The organism is Streptomyces sp. BBFR51 (assembly GCF_044591655.1).
Taxonomy (GTDB): Bacteria; Actinomycetota; Actinomycetes; order Streptomycetales; family Streptomycetaceae; genus Streptomyces.
Genome location: NZ_CP172448.1, coordinates 1,405,085 through 1,422,780 on the forward strand (window position 1 = coordinate 1,405,085; position 17,696 = coordinate 1,422,780).

General features: G+C 72.9%; 17 protein-coding genes. 10 read left to right on the top strand and 7 right to left on the bottom strand.

The genetic code is table 11. The features are described 5' to 3' along the window. Positions 1-27: 27 nt before the first annotated feature. Complete coding sequence (locus ACGH7X_RS06260; protein WP_399882431.1) at positions 28-753, bottom strand: ABC transporter permease; 726 nt, start codon at positions 751-753, stop codon at positions 28-30. Between the two features lie 2 nt (positions 754-755). Continuing rightward, positions 756-1,676: an ATP-binding cassette domain-containing protein gene (locus ACGH7X_RS06265; protein WP_399882433.1), complete on the bottom strand. Its 921-nt coding sequence runs from the start codon at positions 1,674-1,676 to the stop codon at positions 756-758. A gap of 108 nt (positions 1,677-1,784) precedes the next feature. Between ACGH7X_RS06265 and ACGH7X_RS06270 the strand changes: the two genes are divergently transcribed. From ACGH7X_RS06270 to ACGH7X_RS06280, 3 genes are all read left to right on the top strand, one after another. Then, positions 1,785-2,939 (top strand): sensor histidine kinase, encoded by a 1,155-nt coding sequence (locus tag ACGH7X_RS06270; protein WP_399882435.1) that lies wholly within the window; start codon positions 1,785-1,787, stop codon positions 2,937-2,939. A gap of 14 nt (positions 2,940-2,953) precedes the next feature. Beyond that, on the top strand, positions 2,954-3,616 hold the full coding sequence (locus tag ACGH7X_RS06275) for a response regulator (protein ID WP_399882437.1): 663 nt from the start codon (positions 2,954-2,956) through the stop codon (positions 3,614-3,616). Between the two features lie 100 nt (positions 3,617-3,716). Continuing rightward, entirely contained in the window at positions 3,717-4,871 is a 1,155-nt protein-coding gene (locus tag ACGH7X_RS06280) for an ROK family transcriptional regulator (protein WP_399882439.1), read from the top strand. Between the two features lie 401 nt (positions 4,872-5,272). Here ACGH7X_RS06280 and ACGH7X_RS06285 read toward each other — a convergent pair whose 3' ends face one another. Continuing rightward, positions 5,273-6,034 carry a GntR family transcriptional regulator gene (locus ACGH7X_RS06285; protein ID WP_399882441.1) on the bottom strand — a complete coding sequence of 254 codons (762 nt, stop codon included), beginning with the start codon at positions 6,032-6,034 and terminating at the stop codon, positions 5,273-5,275. 181 nt (positions 6,035-6,215) lie between these two features. After that, a complete protein-coding gene (locus tag ACGH7X_RS06290) occupies positions 6,216-7,103 on the bottom strand; it encodes an RNA polymerase sigma-70 factor (protein WP_399882442.1) in 888 nt (295 codons plus the stop codon). Positions 7,104-7,237: 134 nt separating this feature from the next. Here ACGH7X_RS06290 and ACGH7X_RS06295 point away from each other — a divergent pair, with 134 nt between their 5' ends. Next, entirely contained in the window at positions 7,238-8,116 is an 879-nt protein-coding gene (locus ACGH7X_RS06295) for an alpha/beta fold hydrolase (protein ID WP_399882444.1), read from the top strand. Here the strand turns inward: ACGH7X_RS06295 and ACGH7X_RS06300 are convergent. Together ACGH7X_RS06300 and ACGH7X_RS06305 are read right to left on the bottom strand one after the other, a co-directional pair. Further along, positions 8,068-8,937, bottom strand: coding sequence for an esterase/lipase family protein (locus tag ACGH7X_RS06300; protein ID WP_399882446.1), 870 nt, complete (start codon positions 8,935-8,937; stop codon positions 8,068-8,070). The genes ACGH7X_RS06295 and ACGH7X_RS06300 overlap by 49 nt on opposite strands. A gap of 153 nt (positions 8,938-9,090) precedes the next feature. Then, complete coding sequence (locus tag ACGH7X_RS06305) at positions 9,091-9,582, bottom strand: SRPBCC family protein (protein WP_399896818.1); 492 nt, start codon at positions 9,580-9,582, stop codon at positions 9,091-9,093. Between the two features lie 175 nt (positions 9,583-9,757). Here ACGH7X_RS06305 and ACGH7X_RS06310 point away from each other — a divergent pair, with 175 nt between their 5' ends. The 6 genes from ACGH7X_RS06310 (at position 9,758) to ACGH7X_RS06335 (ending at position 16,346) form a co-directional block, all read left to right on the top strand. Further along, positions 9,758-10,453, top strand: a complete 696-nt coding sequence (locus tag ACGH7X_RS06310; protein WP_399882448.1) for a hypothetical protein — start codon at positions 9,758-9,760, stop codon at positions 10,451-10,453. A gap of 50 nt (positions 10,454-10,503) precedes the next feature. Beyond that, positions 10,504-12,261: an NAD(P)/FAD-dependent oxidoreductase gene (locus ACGH7X_RS06315; RefSeq protein WP_399882450.1), complete on the top strand. Its 1,758-nt coding sequence runs from the start codon at positions 10,504-10,506 to the stop codon at positions 12,259-12,261. Positions 12,262-12,410: 149 nt separating this feature from the next. Next, positions 12,411-12,935, top strand: a complete 525-nt coding sequence (locus tag ACGH7X_RS06320; RefSeq protein WP_399882451.1) for an RNA polymerase sigma factor — start codon at positions 12,411-12,413, stop codon at positions 12,933-12,935. Positions 12,936-13,043: 108 nt separating this feature from the next. Next, positions 13,044-13,769 carry a hypothetical protein gene (locus ACGH7X_RS06325; RefSeq protein WP_399882453.1) on the top strand — a complete coding sequence of 242 codons (726 nt, stop codon included), beginning with the start codon at positions 13,044-13,046 and terminating at the stop codon, positions 13,767-13,769. 53 nt (positions 13,770-13,822) lie between these two features. Then, positions 13,823-15,400 (top strand): ABC1 kinase family protein, encoded by a 1,578-nt coding sequence (locus ACGH7X_RS06330; RefSeq protein WP_399882455.1) that lies wholly within the window; start codon positions 13,823-13,825, stop codon positions 15,398-15,400. 67 nt (positions 15,401-15,467) lie between these two features. Continuing rightward, entirely contained in the window at positions 15,468-16,346 is an 879-nt protein-coding gene (locus ACGH7X_RS06335) for an SAM-dependent methyltransferase (RefSeq protein ID WP_399882456.1), read from the top strand. 73 nt (positions 16,347-16,419) lie between these two features. On the opposite strand, the gene ACGH7X_RS06340 is transcribed toward ACGH7X_RS06335, so the two are convergent. Beyond that, positions 16,420-17,661 carry a wax ester/triacylglycerol synthase domain-containing protein gene (locus ACGH7X_RS06340; protein ID WP_399882458.1) on the bottom strand — a complete coding sequence of 414 codons (1,242 nt, stop codon included), beginning with the start codon at positions 17,659-17,661 and terminating at the stop codon, positions 16,420-16,422. Positions 17,662-17,696 lie beyond the last annotated feature (35 nt).

Consider the following 17,696-nt stretch of genomic DNA (forward strand, 5'->3'; position numbering starts at 1 on the left):
TGGCGGGGCGTCAGCCCACCCGCCGGGTCAGGCGTCCCGGCGGTGCAGCCGCCAGGCTCCCGCGAGGAGGGCGGCCGCCGCCCACAGCGCGGTCACCGCGAGCCCCGTCCAGGGCCCCAGTGTCCCCTCGTGCGTCTGGTACAGGACGATCTGTCCGGCCTGGTCCGGCAGGAAGTCGGCGGCGCCGCCCGCCGCGTCGCCGATCACGAAGGAGACGATGAGGATGAACGGGATCAGCGTGGACAGGGTGGCCACTCCGCTGCGGAACAGGGCGGTCAGACCGGCCGCGAACAGGGCCATCAGCATGAAGTAGATCCCGCAGCCCACGACGCCGCGGACCTGCTGGCCGACGGTGAGCGCGTCCGCCGCCGGACCGAGGACGGCGCGGGCCGTGACCAGGGCGGTGAGCGCGGTGACCAGCCCCACGACGAGGGCCGGTACGGCGACGACCGTCAGCTTCGCCGCGAACCAACGGCCGCGCTGCGGAACGGCGGCCAGGGAGAGCCGGATCCCGTTGCCGTGATACTCGCAGGAGACGGCCAGGGCCCCGAAGGCGATCGCGGCGATCTGGCCGGTCCAGACGCCGGACAGGGCCGTGAACAGCGGGTCGAAGTCCGGGTCGGAGGTGTCCGAGGCACCGGCAAGCGCCGAGAACGCGGTGGTGACCACGAACACGGCCAGCAGGGTGCCGCACAGGGAGCGCAAGGTGCGGACCTTGAGCGCCTCCGCGCGCAGTACGGGCGTGAACGGCATGGTCAGGCCTCCTGGTGCGATGCGGTGAACTCGGTCTCGGCGGCCGTCAGGTCGAGGTATGCCTCTTCCAGGGTCCCCTCGTCCGAGGTGAGTTCGAGGACCGGTACGCCCGCGCCGGACATGACGCGGCCGATGTCTGCCATGCTCGCGTGCCGCACGGTCCAGTAGCCGTCGGCGTGTTCCACGGCGTCGTGGCCCTGCCCGGCGAGGGCCGCCTTCAGGGCGGTGGCGTCCGAGGTGCGCACCCGCACGCGCGGTTCCACCCGGGCGTCGATGAACTCCCGCATCGGGGTGTCGGCGAGCAGCCGGCCCCGGCCGAGGACGACCAGGTGGTCGGCGAAGGACGCGGTCTCGTTCATCAGGTGGCTGGAGACCAGCACCGTGCGCCCCTCGGCGGCGAGCCGGCGCAGCAGTTCGCGGATCCAGATGATGCCCTCGGGATCCAGTCCGTTGGAGGGCTCGTCCAGCATCACCACTTCGGGATCGCCCAGCAGTGCGGCGGCGATGCCCAGGCGCTGGCGCATGCCCAGGGAGTACGTCTTCACCCGGCGGCGGGCCACCGACGCGATGCCCGTCTCCTCCAGCACCTCGTCGACCCGGCGCGAGGGGACGCGGTTGCTCGCCGCCAGGACGCGCAGGTGGTCCCGCGCGGTGCGCGAGCCGTGGGCGTAGTGCGCGTCGAGCAGGGCGCCGACGTGCCGCAACGGTTCCTGGAAGTCGGTGTAGGCGCGGCCGCCGATGGTGGCGGTCCCCGAGGTCGGCCGGTCGAGGCCGAGGACGAGCCGCATGGCGGTGGACTTACCGGCGCCGTTCGGGCCGAGGAAGCCGGTGACTCGGCCGGGGCGCACGGTGAAGGTGAGGTCGTCGACGGCTCGTCGGGTGCCGTACTCCTTGGTGAGGTTCCGGACGTCGATGCTGGTCATGACAGCAGCGTCGCCGAACGGACGGCGCCGTGACCTCCCCCGCCGGTGGACGGTGCCTCCCCCGTGCGGGGGAGCGTCGTTGTCGGTGCCGGGTGACACGATGACGGGATGGTTCGCCTGCTGCGCCCGCTGGTACGCGGGAGGACGTACACCCGGCTGCTGCACCTGTGGGTGCCGGTGGCGGCGCTCAGCGTGTGGTGGTGGGTCGAGCCGGAGCTGCCCTGGGTGCCGCTGGTCGTGCTGGTCCCGGTGGGTCTGATCCCGGCGGTGCGGGTGGGCGAGGGGATGCAGGCGCGGCTGCTGCTGACGCCCGGGGAGGCCGAGCCCGACTTCTCCGTGCGGCCCGCCACGGCCTGGCGGGACCGCTGGCGGACCGTGCTGTGGCTGGAGGTGCGGATGCTGCTGGGCGGGGTGGCCGCGTACGCCACCGTCTGGCTGCCGATCGTGTCGTACGCCGTGGCCGCGCGCGCGGTGGGGCACGAGACCGAGGACCTGCCGGCCGTGGCGGGCGAACGGCAGTGGGCGTACGCCCTGTTGACGCCCCTTTCGCTGATCGTGCTGTACGCGGTCCTGGTCGGCCTCGGCGAGCTGGTGACCGCCGTCGCGCGGCGGCTGCTCGGCCCGTCGGCCGCCGAGCGTCTCGTGGCCCTGGAGGAGCGCACCGACCAACTCCTCGAGCGCACCCGCATCGCGCGCGAGCTGCACGACTCCATCGGTCACGCCCTGACCCTCGCCGTCCTGCAGGCGGGCGCCGCCCGGACGGCGGACAGCCCCGAGTTCACCGAACGGGCGCTGGCGGCGATCGAGGAGACCGGCAGAGCGGCCCTGGAGGACCTCGAGCGGGTACTCGGCGTGTTGCGGGAGGCGGAGCGGCCGGTGAGCGCCAGACCGACGCTCACGGACGCCGGCCGGCTGCTGGAGTCGGCCCGCGCCTCCGGGGCGAAGGTCGACGCCGAGGTCACGGGCGCGCTGGAGACCCTGCCGGGCCCGGTCTCCCGCGAGGGCTACCGCATCCTCCAGGAGGCGCTGACCAACGTGCTGCGGCACGCGGGCACGGTGCCGGCCCTGGTCCACGTCCGGGTCGCGGACGGTGCGCTCACCCTCGAGGTGCGCAATCCGCTGCCGGACGAGCGGGCCGCGCCCGGCCGCGGGAGCGGGCTGCGTGGCATACGTGAGCGGGCCGCGCTGCTGGGCGGGCGGGCGCACACGGGACCGGACGGCGCCGGAGACTGGCAGGTGCGCGTCGAGCTGCCGCTCGGCTGATCTACGCTGGGCGGATGCCGGTCAGAGTGCTCCTCGTGGACGACGAACCCCTGGTGCGCGCCGGTCTGCGGGCCGTGCTGGAGGCACAGCCGGACATCGAGGTGGTCGGGGAGGCCGCCGACGGGGCTGCGGTCATTCCGCTGGTGCGGCAGGTGCGGCCGGACGTGGTCGCCATGGACGTCCGGATGCCGCTCCTTGACGGGATCGAGGCCACGCGCGCGTTGCTGCGGACGGTGACCGACCCGCCGAAGATCCTCGTGGTGACGACCTTCGAGAACGACGAGTACGTGTACGAGGCGCTTCGCGCGGGCGCCGACGGCTTCCTGCTCAAGCGGGCCCGCCCGGCGGAGATCGTGCACGCGGTGCGGCTGATCGCCGAGGGCGAGTCCCTGCTGTTCCCCGCCTCGGTGCGGCAGCTGGCCGCCGAGTACGGAGACGGCGGCGGGAACCGGGCGGCCCGGGCCGAGTTGGAGCGCGCCCGGCTGACCGAGCGGGAGGGCGAGGTGCTGCGGCTGATGGCGCGCGGGCTGTCCAACGCGGAGATCGCCACCCGGCTGGTCGTCGGTACGGAGACGGTGAAGTCGCATGTGAGCGCCGTACTGGCGAAGCTGGGGGCGCGGGATCGCACCCAGGCGGTGATCACCGCGTACGAGTCGGGATTCGTGGCCCCGGGGTGAGGCACGGTCGCGGGCCGGCAACGGGCGGACCGGAACTCGCCGGGGTCGAGCGGGCCGAGTACCATCCGGCCCACACGCGCACGAGCTGGGAGGACCGACCTTGGCAGGCCTGACCGGCGGGGATCCGTCGCTGTTGCGGAGGATCAACTCCGCTGTGGTGCTGCACGCGTTGCGTGCGACGGACTGCGCGACGCTGACCGAGATCACCCGGGTGACGGGGCTGTCCCGGCCGACCGTCGAGGGCGTGGTGGAGGGGCTGATCGAGGCCGGTCTCGTCGTCGAGGCGGCCGCCGACGAGGGCACGGCCCGGCGGCAGGGGCGACCCGCGCGACGGTTCCGGTTCAGGGCGGAGGCCGGGCACCTGCTGGGCCTGGAGATCGGCCCGCACCGGGTCGCCGCGCTCCTGTCCGACCTGGACGGCCGGGTGATCGGTGCCCAGGCCAAGGACGTCGACGAGAGCGCCCCGGCCGACGAGCGGCTCGAGCGGCTGCGCACGGCCGTCGCCGAGCTGCTGCGCCGGGCCGGTGTCGCGCGCGGCTCGCTGCGGGCGGTCGGCGCGGCCACCCCCGGGATCGTCGAGGCGGACGGCACGGTGCGCCTGGGCACGGCGCTGCCCGGGTGGACGGGTCTTGGCCTGGGCGAGCGGCTGAGCCGTTCCTTCAAGTGTCCGGTGCTGGTCGAGAACGACGCGAACGCGGCGGCGGTCGCCGAGCACTGGAAAGGCACCGCCACCGAGTCCGACGACATCGTGTTCGTGCTGGCCGGGCTCAGTCCCGGGGCCGGGGCCCTGATCGGCGGGCGGCTGCACCGTGGGTACGGCGGAGCGGCCGGGGAGATCGGCGCGCTGCACCTGCTGGGCCGGGACGTGACGCCGGAGACGCTGCTGTCCACCACGGACCAGCCGCTGCACCCGCTGGACGAGCAGGCGGTCGCCAAGGTCTTCGCCGAGGCCCGGGAGGGCGACGACGGGGCCCGCGCGGCCGTCGAGCGTTTCATCCAGCGGCTGGTGCACGACGTGGCGGCACTGGTGCTGGCCCTCGACCCCGAGCTGGTCGTCATCGGCGGCTGGGCCGCCGGTCTGGACGGCGTACTGGAGCCGCTGCGCCGGGAGCTGGCCCGCTACTGCCTGCGCCCGCCCCGGGTCGCCCTCTCCCTCCTCGGCGAGGCCGCCGTGGCGACCGGCGCCCTGCGACTGGCCCTCGACCATGTGGAGGAGCAGCTCTTCGCGGTCGAGGGAGCAACGGCCCGCCGCTGACCCGCCGAGGGCGGTAGGGGGCGGGCGTCGCCGGCGGGCCGGGGCCCGCAGGGCACAGCTTCGAAGGCAGACCGCCGCCACACCGCCGCCACACCGGCGACCGGTCTCCGCGCCGGCGGCAGGGGACGTCCGTGGTGGACCGACCGACCGACCGGGGCACGGTTCGCAGGCACACCACTGCCGCACCCACGGCCGACACGGCGGCGCAGACGCGAACAGCGGCTGCCGGGACACAGGACGGCACACCGCCAGCACCCCGGCGGCCGGGAGACACTCCGACGGTGAGGGGCCGGGCCCTGCCGCCACTCCGGGGGCCGGTCAGGGCGCCGGAGTGGTGCGCCTGCCGCCCGGGGCGAGGGCGCTTGGGCAGGCCGGTGTCGCGGCGGAGGTGGGCGGGGCGGTCAGGAGGCCTGGGGCTGGGGGGCGTGGTGGATCTCCACGTCGCCGGAGTCTCCGAAGGTCAGGCGGCAGGTGTCCGCGCGGTAGGTCGCGACGGAGAACGCGGCGGTGCGGCCCTCGGCGAGGTAGCGGGTGGTGACCACGAGGACGGGCGCGCCCGGGAGGCGGTCCAGTTCCTTCGCGTCGTCCGCCCCGACCGAGCCCAGCTCGACCGCGCTCTCCTGCCGCTCCAGTTCCCCGCGCTGCAGTTCGCGCAGCACGGCACGCGCGCGTGCGGCACCGGAGGGCGCGTCGATGGCGGTGAGGTCGGGCACCGAGGCCGGCGGAACGTAGAGCAGCTCCGCGGCGACGGGCTGGCCGTGGGTCACGCGGGAGCGGCGGACGGTGTGGACGGGCTCGTCACGGCCGGTCCCCAGCGCGTCGGCGACGGCCGCGGGAGGGGCCGCGAGGACGCAGTCGGCCGGCTGCCAGGCGTCGTCGTCGGTGCCGGGCCAGGCGTGCCGGCGGGTGCCGACGGCCACGCCGACCCGCGGCGGGGCCACGGTCGTACCGACGCCCCGGCGGCGCTGGAGCCTGCCTTCCAGCTCGAGCTGTTCCAGGGCCTGGCGCAGGGTCGCGCGGGCGACGCCGAAGCGGGCGGCGAGGTCGCGTTCGTTGGGCAGGATCTCGCCCACCTCGAACTCCGAGTCCAGCGCCTCGCTGAGCACGGTCCTGAGATGCCAGTACTTCGGTTCCGGCACCGATTCCAACTGCGTGGTCCCCACCCTGTCCTCCGCAATCGCCGTGGTCCGGCGGCGTTTTGACGCCCTTGTTTATTAAAGGTTGTTGCAGTTCTCTGCGACCATAAAACGGACCATCCCCTTGGTCAAGACCAATCCCGCGACAGGACGGCCCCGACCCCCGTCGCGGAACGGGGACCGGGGCCGGGGCGAGGCCGGGGCGGCGCTAGGCGATGTCGGCCAGGGATACCAGTTTGTCCGGGTTGCGGACGATGTACATCGACTGGATGCGTCCGTCGACGACGTCCACCTGGACGACGGAGTCGGGCTTCCCGCCGGACCGGACCAGCAGGGCGGGACCGCCGTTGAGCTCCAGGAGCCGGAAGGTGACGTCCGGGATGCCCTGGTGCGCGACGCCGAGCAGGAAGCGGCCCACCTTGTCGGAGCTCTCCAGCACGCGCAGCGGCGCCTTGGACTTGCCGCCGCTGTCGCCCACCAGCCGCACGTCCGGCGCGAGCATCGACATCAGGCCGGCCAGGTCACCGCCGGACGCGGCGGCGAGGAAGCGTTCGGTGAGGTCGCGGCGCTGCGCCGGGTCGACGTCGTAGCGGGGCCGCCGCTCGTCGACGTGCTTGCGGGCCCGCCCGGCGAGCTGGCGTACCGCGGCCTCGCCGCGCTCCAGCATGGCGGCGATCTCCGCGTACGGGTAGCCGAACGCCTCCCTGAGGACGAACACCGCCCGCTCCAGCGGTGACAGGGACTCCAGGACGACGAGGACGGCGAGGGACACGGTGTCGGCGAGGACGGCCTGCTCGGCGGTGTCCGGCGCGGTGTCCCCGAAGTCGGTGACGTACGGCTCGGGCAGCCAGGGGCCGACGTACGTCTCCCCGCGCGACTTGATCTGGCGCAGCCGGTCGATGGCGAGGCGGGTGGTGACGCGCACCAGGTAGCCCCTGGGCTCGCGGACGGCGGACCGGTCGGCGCCGGACCAGCGCAGCCACGCGTCCTGGACCACGTCCTCCGCGTCGGCCAGGCGGCCCAGCATGCGGTAGGCGACGCCCAGCAGGACGGGCCGGTGCTCTTCGAAGACGTCGGTCGAGGTGTCGGTGGTCACCCCTCCATCCCAGCGGACGCGTCCGGTGGTGTCCAGGCGGAATCACCCTCACCCGGCACCGGGGGCTACCCGTCGGTAGCTCTTACTGACAGGCTGTCTACGCACTGCCGTCCCCGTTACCGACAAGGAGCCCCATGTCCGCGACGCTCTCCTTCACGGCCCCCACCGGCCACGGTCCGCAGGACATCACCCTCGCCTACACGCGCGTGGGCACCGGCGAGCCGCTGCTTCTGCTGCACGGCATCGGCCACCACCGGCAGGCCTGGGACCCGGTGATCGACATCCTCGCCACCGAACGCGAGGTGATCGCCGTGGACCTGCCCGGGTTCGGGGAGTCCTCCGCGCTGCCGCACGGGCTGCCGCACGACCTGCCGACGACGAACGCGGTGCTCGGCGCCTTCTGTGCGGCGCTCGGCCTGGACCGCCCGCACGTGGCGGGCAACTCGCTGGGCGGCCTGCTGGCCCTGGAGCTCGGCCGGGAGAACCTGGTGCGGTCGGTGACGACCCTGTCCCCGGCCGGCTTCTGGACCCAGGCCGAGCGGCGCTACGCCTTCGGCGTCCTGACGGGCATGCGCCGCACCGCGCGGACTCTGCCGCTCCCGCTGGTCGAGCGGCTGTCCCGCACGGCGGTCGGCCGCACCGCGCTGACCAGTACGATCTACGCCCGCCCCGGTCGCCGCTCCCCCGAGGCCGTGGTCGCCGAGACGCTCGCGCTCGCGCACGCCGAGGGGTTCGCCCAGACGCTGCGGGCCGGACGGAGCGTCCTGTTCACCGAGGACGTCCCCGGCATCCCCGTCACCGTGGCGTGGGGCAACCGGGACCGGCTGCTCCTGCCCCGCCAGGGCATACGCGCCAAGCACACCATTCCGCGGGCCCGGCTGGTGCGGCTGCCCGGCTGTGGTCACGTCCCCATGAACGACGACCCGGCACTGGTCGCCCGCGTCCTTCTGGACGGCAGCCGCGCTCAGGAGGCGAGCGCGGCGAGGACCTCCTTCAGCACGGTCGGGTTGTAGGGCATGTTGACGTGCGGCGTGCGGTCGTCCGGGTCGATGTCCTGGAGGACGACGTTGTTGACGTAGCGGCCCTCGGCCGGTTCGAGGGCGCACGAGGTGTACGGGGTGACCACGTCGTCGTACCGGGTGGCGACGACCGTGTGCCGCACGCCCTGCGTGGTCTCACCGAGGTCGGCCAGCTCGCGCTGGAAGGGGTGGTCGTGCTGGAGCTGCGGCCAGGCCGGCACGACCTCCGCGACGGCGCCCTGTTCGAGGAGTTCGACGGCTCCGGGGATCTGGCGGGCGAGGTTCATCAGTCCCTGCGCGGTGACGCCGTGGTTGCTGGGCGCGATGCCGACGAAGTTGTGCACCTTGGGCCCGCCGCCCAGGGCGTTGAGGTAGTAGCGCGGCAGCATGCCGCCCTGCGAGAAGCCGACGAGGTCGACCTGCTGGGCGCCCGTGCGCCGCAGCACATCGTCGACGAACTCGGCGAGCTGCCGGGCGGAGTGCTTGATGTCGCCGAGGCCGAAGATCACGGGGTTGCCGTGCTGGCCGTAGTCGAGCCGGAAGACGCGGTGGCCGTGCTGCCGCAGCAGGGGCGCGGCCGAGGTCCAGGTGTAGCCGCGGTTGCCGAAGGTGCCGTGCACCAGCACCACGGGGCGCGGATGTTCTTCCGTCGCGGGGATGTTCCAGTCGTCCTCCCCCGCCTGTACGTCGACGGTCGCGACGACCTGGGCGCCGCCGGCCTGCGCGACGGCGGCCAGTCGGTGCGGGGCTTCGGTGAGGTCCGTGGTGACGTCCTCGGAGTTGACCCCCGGGGTGCGGGGATTCAGAAAACTCACGACGATCTCCCTGTCGTTGGGAATGCCCGTCGGGATTGCCGATGGGCTCGCTCCGACTCCTCAGTCTCGCGTCCATCGAATTGCGCAACGATCCCTCGTCCGGGGGAAAGAATTCCCTCCATCGAGTAAGTAGGGTTCGCTTATTCGAATGCGTCATACGGCCAGCAGCCCCGTCGCGGTGCGGAGCAGACGCACGTACCAGCCGCATCCGGCGGGACTGGCCACCCTCCCGGTCAGGGCCCGCTCGGCGCAGTCCAGACTGTGCCGGAACGCCGCGTCGTGCAGCGGCCGGACGATCAGCGCCCAGGCCAGCCAGCGCACTCCGCGCGGACGCACGACGAGGGTGTTGCGCAGCACGGTCCCTCGCTCGTCGAGGCCTTCGACGCTGAACTCGTGAAAGCCCTCGAACCCCCGCGGTCCGGTGAACCGGAACCGGACCCACCGGCCCGGCACGTAGTGACTCACCACGTACCGCACCGGTCCGTGGCCGCCGGGCACGCCGACGGAAAGGGGCCGTTCGAGACGCATCGGCGGCCAGTCGGGCGGCCACAGGCGGTCGTCCTCGCCGCCCAGCGAGTCGATCAGGGCGCCCACGGTTTCCGGTGGGGCGGGCAGGGTGCGTTCATGCACGTTCAGTACGGCGATCACGCAATTCAGCCTGCCCGCAGGCGCCTGGCGGCAACTCCGCCGAAAGGTGGAGGCGAAAAGGCACGCCCGGAGCGCGTTTCCCTGACCGCGCGCCGTCGTTCGCGCGCCAACGCGCGGTCGGAGGACGGGCGTTGTGCGTGGGGGGTGGGACGGCGTCCGAGCGTAAGGACAGATGAGACGCCGGACCGCCGGTACGGCTCACAGCGAGGGGGACATGGTCATGGCCGCAGGGCCCGAGGTGCCCGAGTCCGGTGACGACGGGGCGAGTTGGCCCGTCGTCCCGCCGGAGGCACTGCCCGGGACGTGGCAGCCCCTGTTGGGGCGGCCCGCCCTGGCGGAGCTGCTCGCCCATCCTCTCGCGGGCGCCGCGCTGACACGGATGTGCCGGCTGCCGCCCCGCATCGCGTTGCACTCCCTGCGGACGTTTCTGCTGGCCGACGCCTGCGCGCGGACTCGTGGCACCGCCTACGACCGGGTCGGGCTGCTGGCCGCCGCGGCCTTCCACGACGCCGGCCTGGTGGGGCGCGCGCCGCTCGGACGCGGGGGATTTCCCGGCCGCAGCGCCGAGTTGCTCGACCGCTTCCTGGCCGGGCATCAGGTGGGCGCGGCACGGCGCGGGGCCCTGACCCGCGCCGTGCGCGAGCACATGCGGCCGTTCCCCGCGCGCGACGCCGGGCCGGAGGCGCGACTGCTGCACTTCGGTGCGTGGCTCGACGTCACCGGGCGCGGCGAGCGCCTCGTACCGGGAGACCGGCGGCGGCTGTCCGAGCTGGCGCCCACTCCGTGGTTCGCCGTCTCCTTCTCCGCCCGGGTGGCGGCCTGCGGGCTGCGCCGGGTACTGCCCGCGTCCACGGTCGCCCACCGGTGAACCCGGTGAACGGGCAACTCGCTCTTCCCGTCGCGAAAGGAACCGCAGACATGCAAGAGGACCAGCGTGTTTTCGATGTCGCCATCGTGGGTGGCGGCATCGGCGGGACGATGCTGGGGGCCGTTCTCGCGCGCCACGGTGTGCGCGTGCTGCTGCTGGAGGGCAGCGGCCACCCCCGCTTCGCCATCGGAGAGTCCACCGTCCCCGAGACCACGTTCGGCCTGAGGGTGCTGGCCCGTCGCTACGACGTCCCGGAGATCGAGCACCTGGCGACCAACGGGGCGCTGCGCCGCCACGTGTCGTCCAACTGCGGGGTCAAGCGGAACTTCAGCTTCGTCTACCACCGGGAGGGCGAGCCGACCCGGCCCGACGAGTGCACGCAGTACCCCACCTGGGGCCCGCCGCTGGGCCCCGACTCGCACTACTTCCGGCAGGACGTGGACGCGTACATGTTCCACGTCGCCGTGTCCTACGGCGTCACCGCGTACACCCACACCCTCGTCGACGACGTGAAGTTCGAGGAGGACGGCGCCACCCTCGTCACCCGGGAGCGGGGCAGCTTCCGGGCCTCGTACGTGGTCGACGCCGGCGGGATGCGGGCGGTGCTGCCCGAGCGGCTCGGGCTGCGGCAGGATCCGCCGTACCGCACGAGGTCGCGCACGATCTTCACGCACATGGTGGACGTGCGGCCCTTCGACACCGTGGCGCCGCCGCGTGAACAGCACGGCATGCCCAGCCCGTTCAGCCAGGGAACGCTCCACCACATGTTCCGCGGCGGGTGGCTGTGGGTCATCCCGTTCGACAACCAGTCGACGAGCACGAGCGAGCTGTGCAGCGTCGGCGTCAACCTCGATCTCGACCACTACCCGCGCCCGGACGACGTGTCGGCCCAGGACGAGTTCTGGCAGCACGTGAGCCGGTTTCCCAGTGTGGCGCGGCAGTTCGAGCGGGCGCGGGCGGTGCGTCCGTACGTGTCCACCGACCGCACGCAGTTCGCCTCGCAGAAGGTGGTGGGCGACCGCTGGTGCCTGCTCCCGCACGCCAGCGACTTCATCGACCCGCTGTTCTCCAGCGGCCTCGCGGTCACCGTGATGGCGCTCAACGCGCTGGGCCACCGGCTGATCGAGGCCGTGCGCCAGGACGACTTCGACACCGCACGGTTCGCGTACCTGGACCACTGGACCAAGCGCATGTTCCGGTTCTACGACGACCTGGTGTCGTGCAGCTACATCTCGTTCGACGACTTCGACCTGTGGAACGCCTGGAACCGGGTGTGGACCATCACCACGCTGTACGGGACCAACTCCCAGAACCAGGCCGCGGTGACGTTCGAGAAGACGCACGACCCCGCGATCTTCGACACGCTGGAGCTGCCGCCGTACCGGGGCCTCCAGGCGGTCGACAACCCCTGGGTGGAGCGGCTCTTCGACCAGTCGAGGGACGCCGTACTCGCCTACAGGACAGGTGAGTTGACGAAGGACGAGACGATCGCGCGCATCTACGGGCTGCTGCGCGAGAGCGAGCTGTGCCCGGCGGTGTGGGGCACGCTCGACCCCGAGGACCGGTGCCCCTCCGGCGTGTTCACCCTGTGGCCGCTGATGAAGATCCTGCTGTGGGGCAAGTACCGCTCACCGCGCCATGTGCGCGGGTCCTACTTCACCGGCGGCGCCCGCCTGGTGGGCAAGGAGGCCGTCCAGGCGTACACCACCGAGCTGCGCGCCGGCAGCTCCCAGGTGCACCAGACCGTCCGGGACATGTGGTTCAACTGGAACCGCGACTGGGCCCGGCGTCCGGCACCGCGGAAATGACGGTGAAGAATCATTCCTGCCGACCGCCGGAGTCACACATTCCGGTTTGCCGCTCCAGGGCCTCGGGTAGGAAAAACACATGGCCGACAATAGAAAGTCGGCCGCGGTTCTCCCTGCTCAATCCGAGAGACAACGGGCTGCAATCCACAATGGTGCGACATTCCACCTGCCAATCGCCCGCTGAATGCTCCTGGGAAGACATCTTCCAGCATCAGGACCGCCTCATGCGGTTGGTTCGGCGAAGACTGCCGAGTTTTCAGGACGCCGAGGACTGCGTCCAGGAGACCATGGCCCGCGCAGCCGCCCACGCCTCGTTGGACAGGAATCGACTCGGTGCCTTTCTGACGTCCGTGGCGCTTCGCCTCTGCATCGACTTCTACCGTGAAATGGACCGCCGCAGCAGACTTCTGCAGCGTGCGGCACCCCTGGACGCCTCCGGCACGACCGAGGAGGACGTCTGCGACAAGGACTTCGGCAGATGGCTGCTGGGTCAGGTGCAACACCTGCGGGGGCGCGAACAGGAGGTCATACTCGCCCGCGCCAAGGGGATTTCCACCGCGGAATTCGCCCGCATGCACAACATCTCCGTCAAGGCGGCCGAAGCCGCCTTCACCAGAGGCCGCGCCCGCCTCAAGAATGTGTGCGCCAAGGCCCTTGAAGGCTGCATCCAGTAATCCTGGACCATTCCGGGACCATTCCGGGACCATTCCGGAAGCAATTCGGAAAGCCCCATCTCCTCGCATCAGAGAGACATCACAGAGAAACGGAAAGGAACCCCACCCATGTCCAGCAACAAGAACATTCAGGATATCTTCAAGGACCTGGTCGGCAATATGGCCGACAGTGGGAAGGAGGCCTTCGACGACATGCTCAACCGGCCGGACAAGCCCTGCTCGTCCACCTCCGGGAATCCCGTCGACACCCTGGCCGGGCTGCCCGCGAACGCGCTGGGCGTGCTGGCCGGCGCCGTCAACCCGGCGACCGCGCTGGCGGGCGCCGCCAACCCGCTGGCGGCCCTCGCAGGCGGCATGGGAGGCCTGGGCGGTGCGGGCAACCCCCTCGCCGCGCTGGGCCCGGGAGCCGCGAGCCAGTTGGCGAACATCGCCGGCGCCGCGCAGAACCCCCTGGCCCTGCTCACCGGAGCCGCCGGGGCGGCGAACCCACTCGCCGCGCTGAGCGGGGCCGGCAACCCCCTGGCGGCGCTGGGCGGCGCCGCGAACCCGCTCGCCGCGGTCGGCGGTGCGGCCGGTGCCCTCGGAGGGCTCGGCCAGCTCGCCGGGGGCCTCGGGCAGGCGGCCGGCGGGGTGGGCGACCTGATGTCGCTCCCGACCCAGCTCACCCAGCTGCTCCAGGTGCTGCCCAAGCTCATCGAGGCCCTCCAGGGCCTGCAGAACCTGGCCAACATCCCGGCCCAGGCGGGGCAGCAGGGCCTCGCCGCCCTCCAGGGCCCGACCGGGCAGCAGCCGGGGGGCCAGCCCCAGGGCGGGCAGTCCTCGTCCTCGAGCTGACCTGCCGTGCCCTCGCCGCGTACCCGCTCCCGAACCGAGGAGGATCACCCACGATGACGTCTGTCGTCGGCGACCGGCTGCGTCTCGTGGTCAAGGTCCTGGGCAGCCTCGTGGCCGACGAGGTGGGGCAGGCGACGCGGTTGCGCAGACGTGCGCGCCGTGACGCGCGGTCCCCGGCGGAGGGCGCCGACGCCTCCGCCGGATCCGGCGCCGACGCCTCGGCCGGGGCGGAGCAACGCCGTGCCAAGGCGGTGCGGCAGGCGCTGGAGAGCCTCGGGCCCTTCTACGTGAAGCTCGGTCAGATCCTCTCCACCCGCCCGGACATGGTCCCGCAGTCGATCCGCGAGGAGCTGCAGAACCTCCACGACCAGGTGGACGTGCAGCCGTTCTCGGTGTTCGAGCCGGTGCTGGCGCGGGACCTCGGGCCGGACTGGAAGCTGCGCTTCGACGACGTCGAGACCGCCGCCCCGCTCGGGGCGGCGTCCCTCGCCCAGGTCTACGGGGTGACCCTGCCCGGCGGACGCCCGGCCGTGGTCAAGATCCAGCGGCCGGGCATCCGCGAGGGCGTGCTCGCGGACATGGCGCTGATGCGCCGGGCGTCCAAGATCGTGGCCCGCGTCGCGCCCCGGTTCAACGAGGTCATCGACATCGAGGCGATGCTCGGCTCGGTCTTCGACGCGATGGAGCCGGAGCTGGACTTCAACGGCGAGGCCCGCAACATGGACGAGGCCCGCGAGCACATCAGGCCGTTCCGCTCGCTGGAGGTCCCCCGGGTGCTGCACGCCAGCCCCCGGGTCCTGGTCCAGTCGCTGGCCGGCGGGAAGTCGGTGCGGCACATCGACCGCGCCCACTTCACCGACGACGAGCGCGTCGAGATCGGCAGGGACCTGCTGCGCTTCATGTACCACGGGTACTTCGTGCACCGCTTCTTCCACGCGGACCCGCACGCGGGCAACGTCTTCGCCGCGCCGGGCGGGCCCGCGACGGTGATCGACTGGGGCATGGTCGGCCGTCTCGACCGGCGCACCAGCCTGCAACTGCTGCCGCTGTTCATGACCCTGGCGCAGAACGACGGTGCTGGACTGGCGCAGCACTGGGCGGAGATGGGCCGGATGACGCCGTGGGCCAACATGCCGGCGTTCGCCGCCGACATGGCCGCGTTCGTGCCCAAGGTCTCCCATCTGTCGCTGGAGGACATGAACTTCGGCGTCTCGCTCACCACGGTGCTGGCCAAGGCGACCAAGCGGGGCATCGGTTCGCCGCCGGCCGTCTCGCTGCTGGGCAAGTCGTTCGCCAACCTGGACGGCTCGGTGCGCTGCCTGGCCCCGGAGATCACGCTCCCGGAGGTGTTCCAGGGCGAGGTGCCGAAGATCCTCTTCGCGCTGGGCCGGGAGTTCCTCGGCCGCAACCAGTTCGCCCGCAACTCCATGGAGGTGCTGCTGGCCGCCGTCACCAGCCCCGAGCAGGTCCGCGGGGTGCTGTCCGACATCGCCAACCGCCAGTTCGCGCTGAACATCCACGAGCCGCGGACGCCGGCCTCGATGGGCGGCCAGCGGCCCACCCGCCCCTCGAACGGACTGCTGGCGCTCGGCGCGCTGGCCGTCCTGCTCAGCCGCCGCCGCTCCCCCTGAACGGCACGGCGCGCCCGCCGAACCGACTCCACCGACTCCACCGACTCCACCGACACGGAGGTCCCCCATGCCGGACACCGCCCGGCCCCACCCCTCGCCCGCTTCGGGCCTCCCGCTGCCGGACGGGCTGTCCCGGGTCGCCCTCTGGACGGCGTCCGCCCACGCCGCCGAGCACGGTCGGCCCACGCCGTACGTCCGCGATCCGTGGGCCGCGGACTTCCTGCGCGCGGCCGGTTTCTCCGGTGGCCCCCCGGGCGACGGACCGCTCCAGCGGCTGCTGCCCGACTGGGCCGTGGTGCGTACCCGCTTCTACGACGAGCACCTGGTGGCCGCGGCCCGCTCGGGCTGCCGTCAGGTGGTGCTGCTCGGGGCCGGTCTCGACACCCGCGCCTTCCGGCTCGACTGGCCGACCGGTACCCACGTCTTCGAGGTCGAGGATCCCGCGCTGCTGGCCTTCAAGAATCACGTACTGGACTGCGCTCCGCCGTCCTGCGGGCGCCGCAGCACCGTCGGCGCCGACCCGGCCGGCTCCTGGCGCGAGGAGCTGCTCGCCGCGGGGCTGGATCCGCGCCGGCCCACCGCGTGGCTGTGCGAGACCCACCTGTACCACCTCCAGCCGCGCACGGTGGAGTCCATCGTCCGCACGATGACCGACCTCTCCGCGCCCGGCAGTACCTTCGGTGCCGAGTGCGTGAACGCGGGGGCCGCGTCCTCGTCGTTCGTGGCGCCCTTCCTGGAGGCTCTCTCGGCCACCGGCATCTCCTGGCACTGGCAACTTGCCGATCCGGAGGGGTGGTGGGCGGAGCACGGCTGGGACGCGGGGGTGGCCGACCTGTTCACCCTGCCGTACGTGGTCCAGCGGCTGGCGCCCTATCTGCCGCTGCTCACCGAGGCCGCCGCGAAGTGCGTGTTCCTGACCACCGGGACGCTGGGCGACCGCCGCTGAGCCGGCGACCGGACGACACGGCAGGGGCCCCGACACCCGGGGCCCCTGCCGTGTCCGTCCCGGGCGCGCTCCCCTAGGGCCGTTCCAGGTCCAGGAGTGCCGCGAGCCACAGGTCCGGGAGTTCGTCGGCGGTCGTCAGTGCCTCGTCGTGGATCACCGCGAGGCAGGCGGTGTCGTGCTGGCTCGTGAGTGTGGTGAGGCAGCGGATTCCGGCGCCGAGCCCGGAGTAGACGACGGCCCGGCGGGCGGCGTTGCCCTGGTGGACGAGGGCGCTGCCGAAGTTCACGCTGCTCACGGGCCCGGCGACCGACCGGCCGTTCACCATCCGGGTCCCGACCCGCGCGCCGATCCCGCGCGGCCCGGCCGTCAGCATCAGGCGCAGGGCCTCACGCTGACGGCCGGTGCGCAGGGCGTCGGTGCGGGCCACGACGCGGTCCAGGGCGTGCCGCGGGGACGGCGCGTCGCAGGGCAGCAGGACGCGGGCGACGACGAGCCGGTTGCCCGGGGCGCACTCCTCGCCCCGGGTCCGCACGGACATCGGGACCGCCACCGGCAGCGGCGGATGGCCGGATCCGGTGGCCTTCCGGTGCCAGGTGCCGACGGCGTGGGCGAGCGCGGCGAGGAAGACGTCGTTGACCGTGGCGCCGTGGGCACGGCCGACGGCGCGCAGCCGCGCCAACGGGACGACCGCCTGGCACATGTTCGTGCGTCCGCTGACCGGTACGTCGAAGGCGGGCTTGTCGCTGCGGCGGAAGGAGGCCGCCACGTCACCGACGGCGCTCGCGATGCCGCTCAGCGCGGGCCGCCCGCGGCGGTGCGCCGGGGGTCCGCCCGCGGGGTCGTCGTCGAGCAGCGCCCGGGCGGTGTGCGCGGCCCCCACGCCGTCCTGGAAGGTGTGGTCGGTGCGGTAGCACAGGCTGTGGCCGCCGGTGGGGCCGTGCACGAGCCACACGTCCCAGGGCGGCCTGGCGTCACCGCCCATGGGCCGGGACATCATCAGCCGCCCCGCCCCCGAGCCGTCGTCGTCCCCGGGCAGCCAGGCCTCGTGCACGTGCCGCTCCACGTCGATCCGCTCGACGCGGGAGAACGTACGGCTCTCGCGGGCGATGCGGTAGCGCAACGCCGGGATGCGGTGGGCGCGTTCGGCGACCCGGGCGCGTAGCGACTCCAGGGAGGGGGCGCGGCCGGAGAACCCGAACAGGACGCCGGCGGGCAGCGGTCTGCCGCGCATGGCCAGGTGGTAGGCGAAGTCGGCGGTGCCCATGGGCAGGGACGCCGGCAGTCCGCCGTCGGTGCCGGGGTGGGGGTGGCGCATCGGGAACCTCTCTGTGGGTTGCGAGGACATGGCTA

What these genes read in the sequence shown, in the direction of transcription:
- ACGH7X_RS06260 (WP_399882431.1), bottom strand. Translation starts at nt 753, where the DNA reads ATGCCGTTCACGCCCGTACTGCGCGCGGAGGCGCTCAAGGTCCGCACC.
- ACGH7X_RS06265 (WP_399882433.1), bottom strand. Translation starts at nt 1,676, where the DNA reads ATGACCAGCATCGACGTCCGGAACCTCACCAAGGAGTACGGCACCCGA.
- ACGH7X_RS06270 (WP_399882435.1), top strand. Translation starts at nt 1,785, where the DNA reads ATGGTTCGCCTGCTGCGCCCGCTGGTACGCGGGAGGACGTACACCCGG.
- ACGH7X_RS06275 (WP_399882437.1), top strand. Translation starts at nt 2,954, where the DNA reads ATGCCGGTCAGAGTGCTCCTCGTGGACGACGAACCCCTGGTGCGCGCC.
- ACGH7X_RS06295 (WP_399882444.1), top strand. Translation starts at nt 7,238, where the DNA reads ATGTCCGCGACGCTCTCCTTCACGGCCCCCACCGGCCACGGTCCGCAG.
- ACGH7X_RS06310 (WP_399882448.1), top strand. Translation starts at nt 9,758, where the DNA reads ATGAGACGCCGGACCGCCGGTACGGCTCACAGCGAGGGGGACATGGTC.
- ACGH7X_RS06315 (WP_399882450.1), top strand. Translation starts at nt 10,504, where the DNA reads ATGCAAGAGGACCAGCGTGTTTTCGATGTCGCCATCGTGGGTGGCGGC.
- ACGH7X_RS06320 (WP_399882451.1), top strand. Translation starts at nt 12,411, where the DNA reads ATGGTGCGACATTCCACCTGCCAATCGCCCGCTGAATGCTCCTGGGAA.
- ACGH7X_RS06325 (WP_399882453.1), top strand. Translation starts at nt 13,044, where the DNA reads ATGTCCAGCAACAAGAACATTCAGGATATCTTCAAGGACCTGGTCGGC.
- ACGH7X_RS06330 (WP_399882455.1), top strand. Translation starts at nt 13,823, where the DNA reads ATGACGTCTGTCGTCGGCGACCGGCTGCGTCTCGTGGTCAAGGTCCTG.
- ACGH7X_RS06335 (WP_399882456.1), top strand. Translation starts at nt 15,468, where the DNA reads ATGCCGGACACCGCCCGGCCCCACCCCTCGCCCGCTTCGGGCCTCCCG.
- ACGH7X_RS06340 (WP_399882458.1), bottom strand. Translation starts at nt 17,661, where the DNA reads ATGCGCCACCCCCACCCCGGCACCGACGGCGGACTGCCGGCGTCCCTG.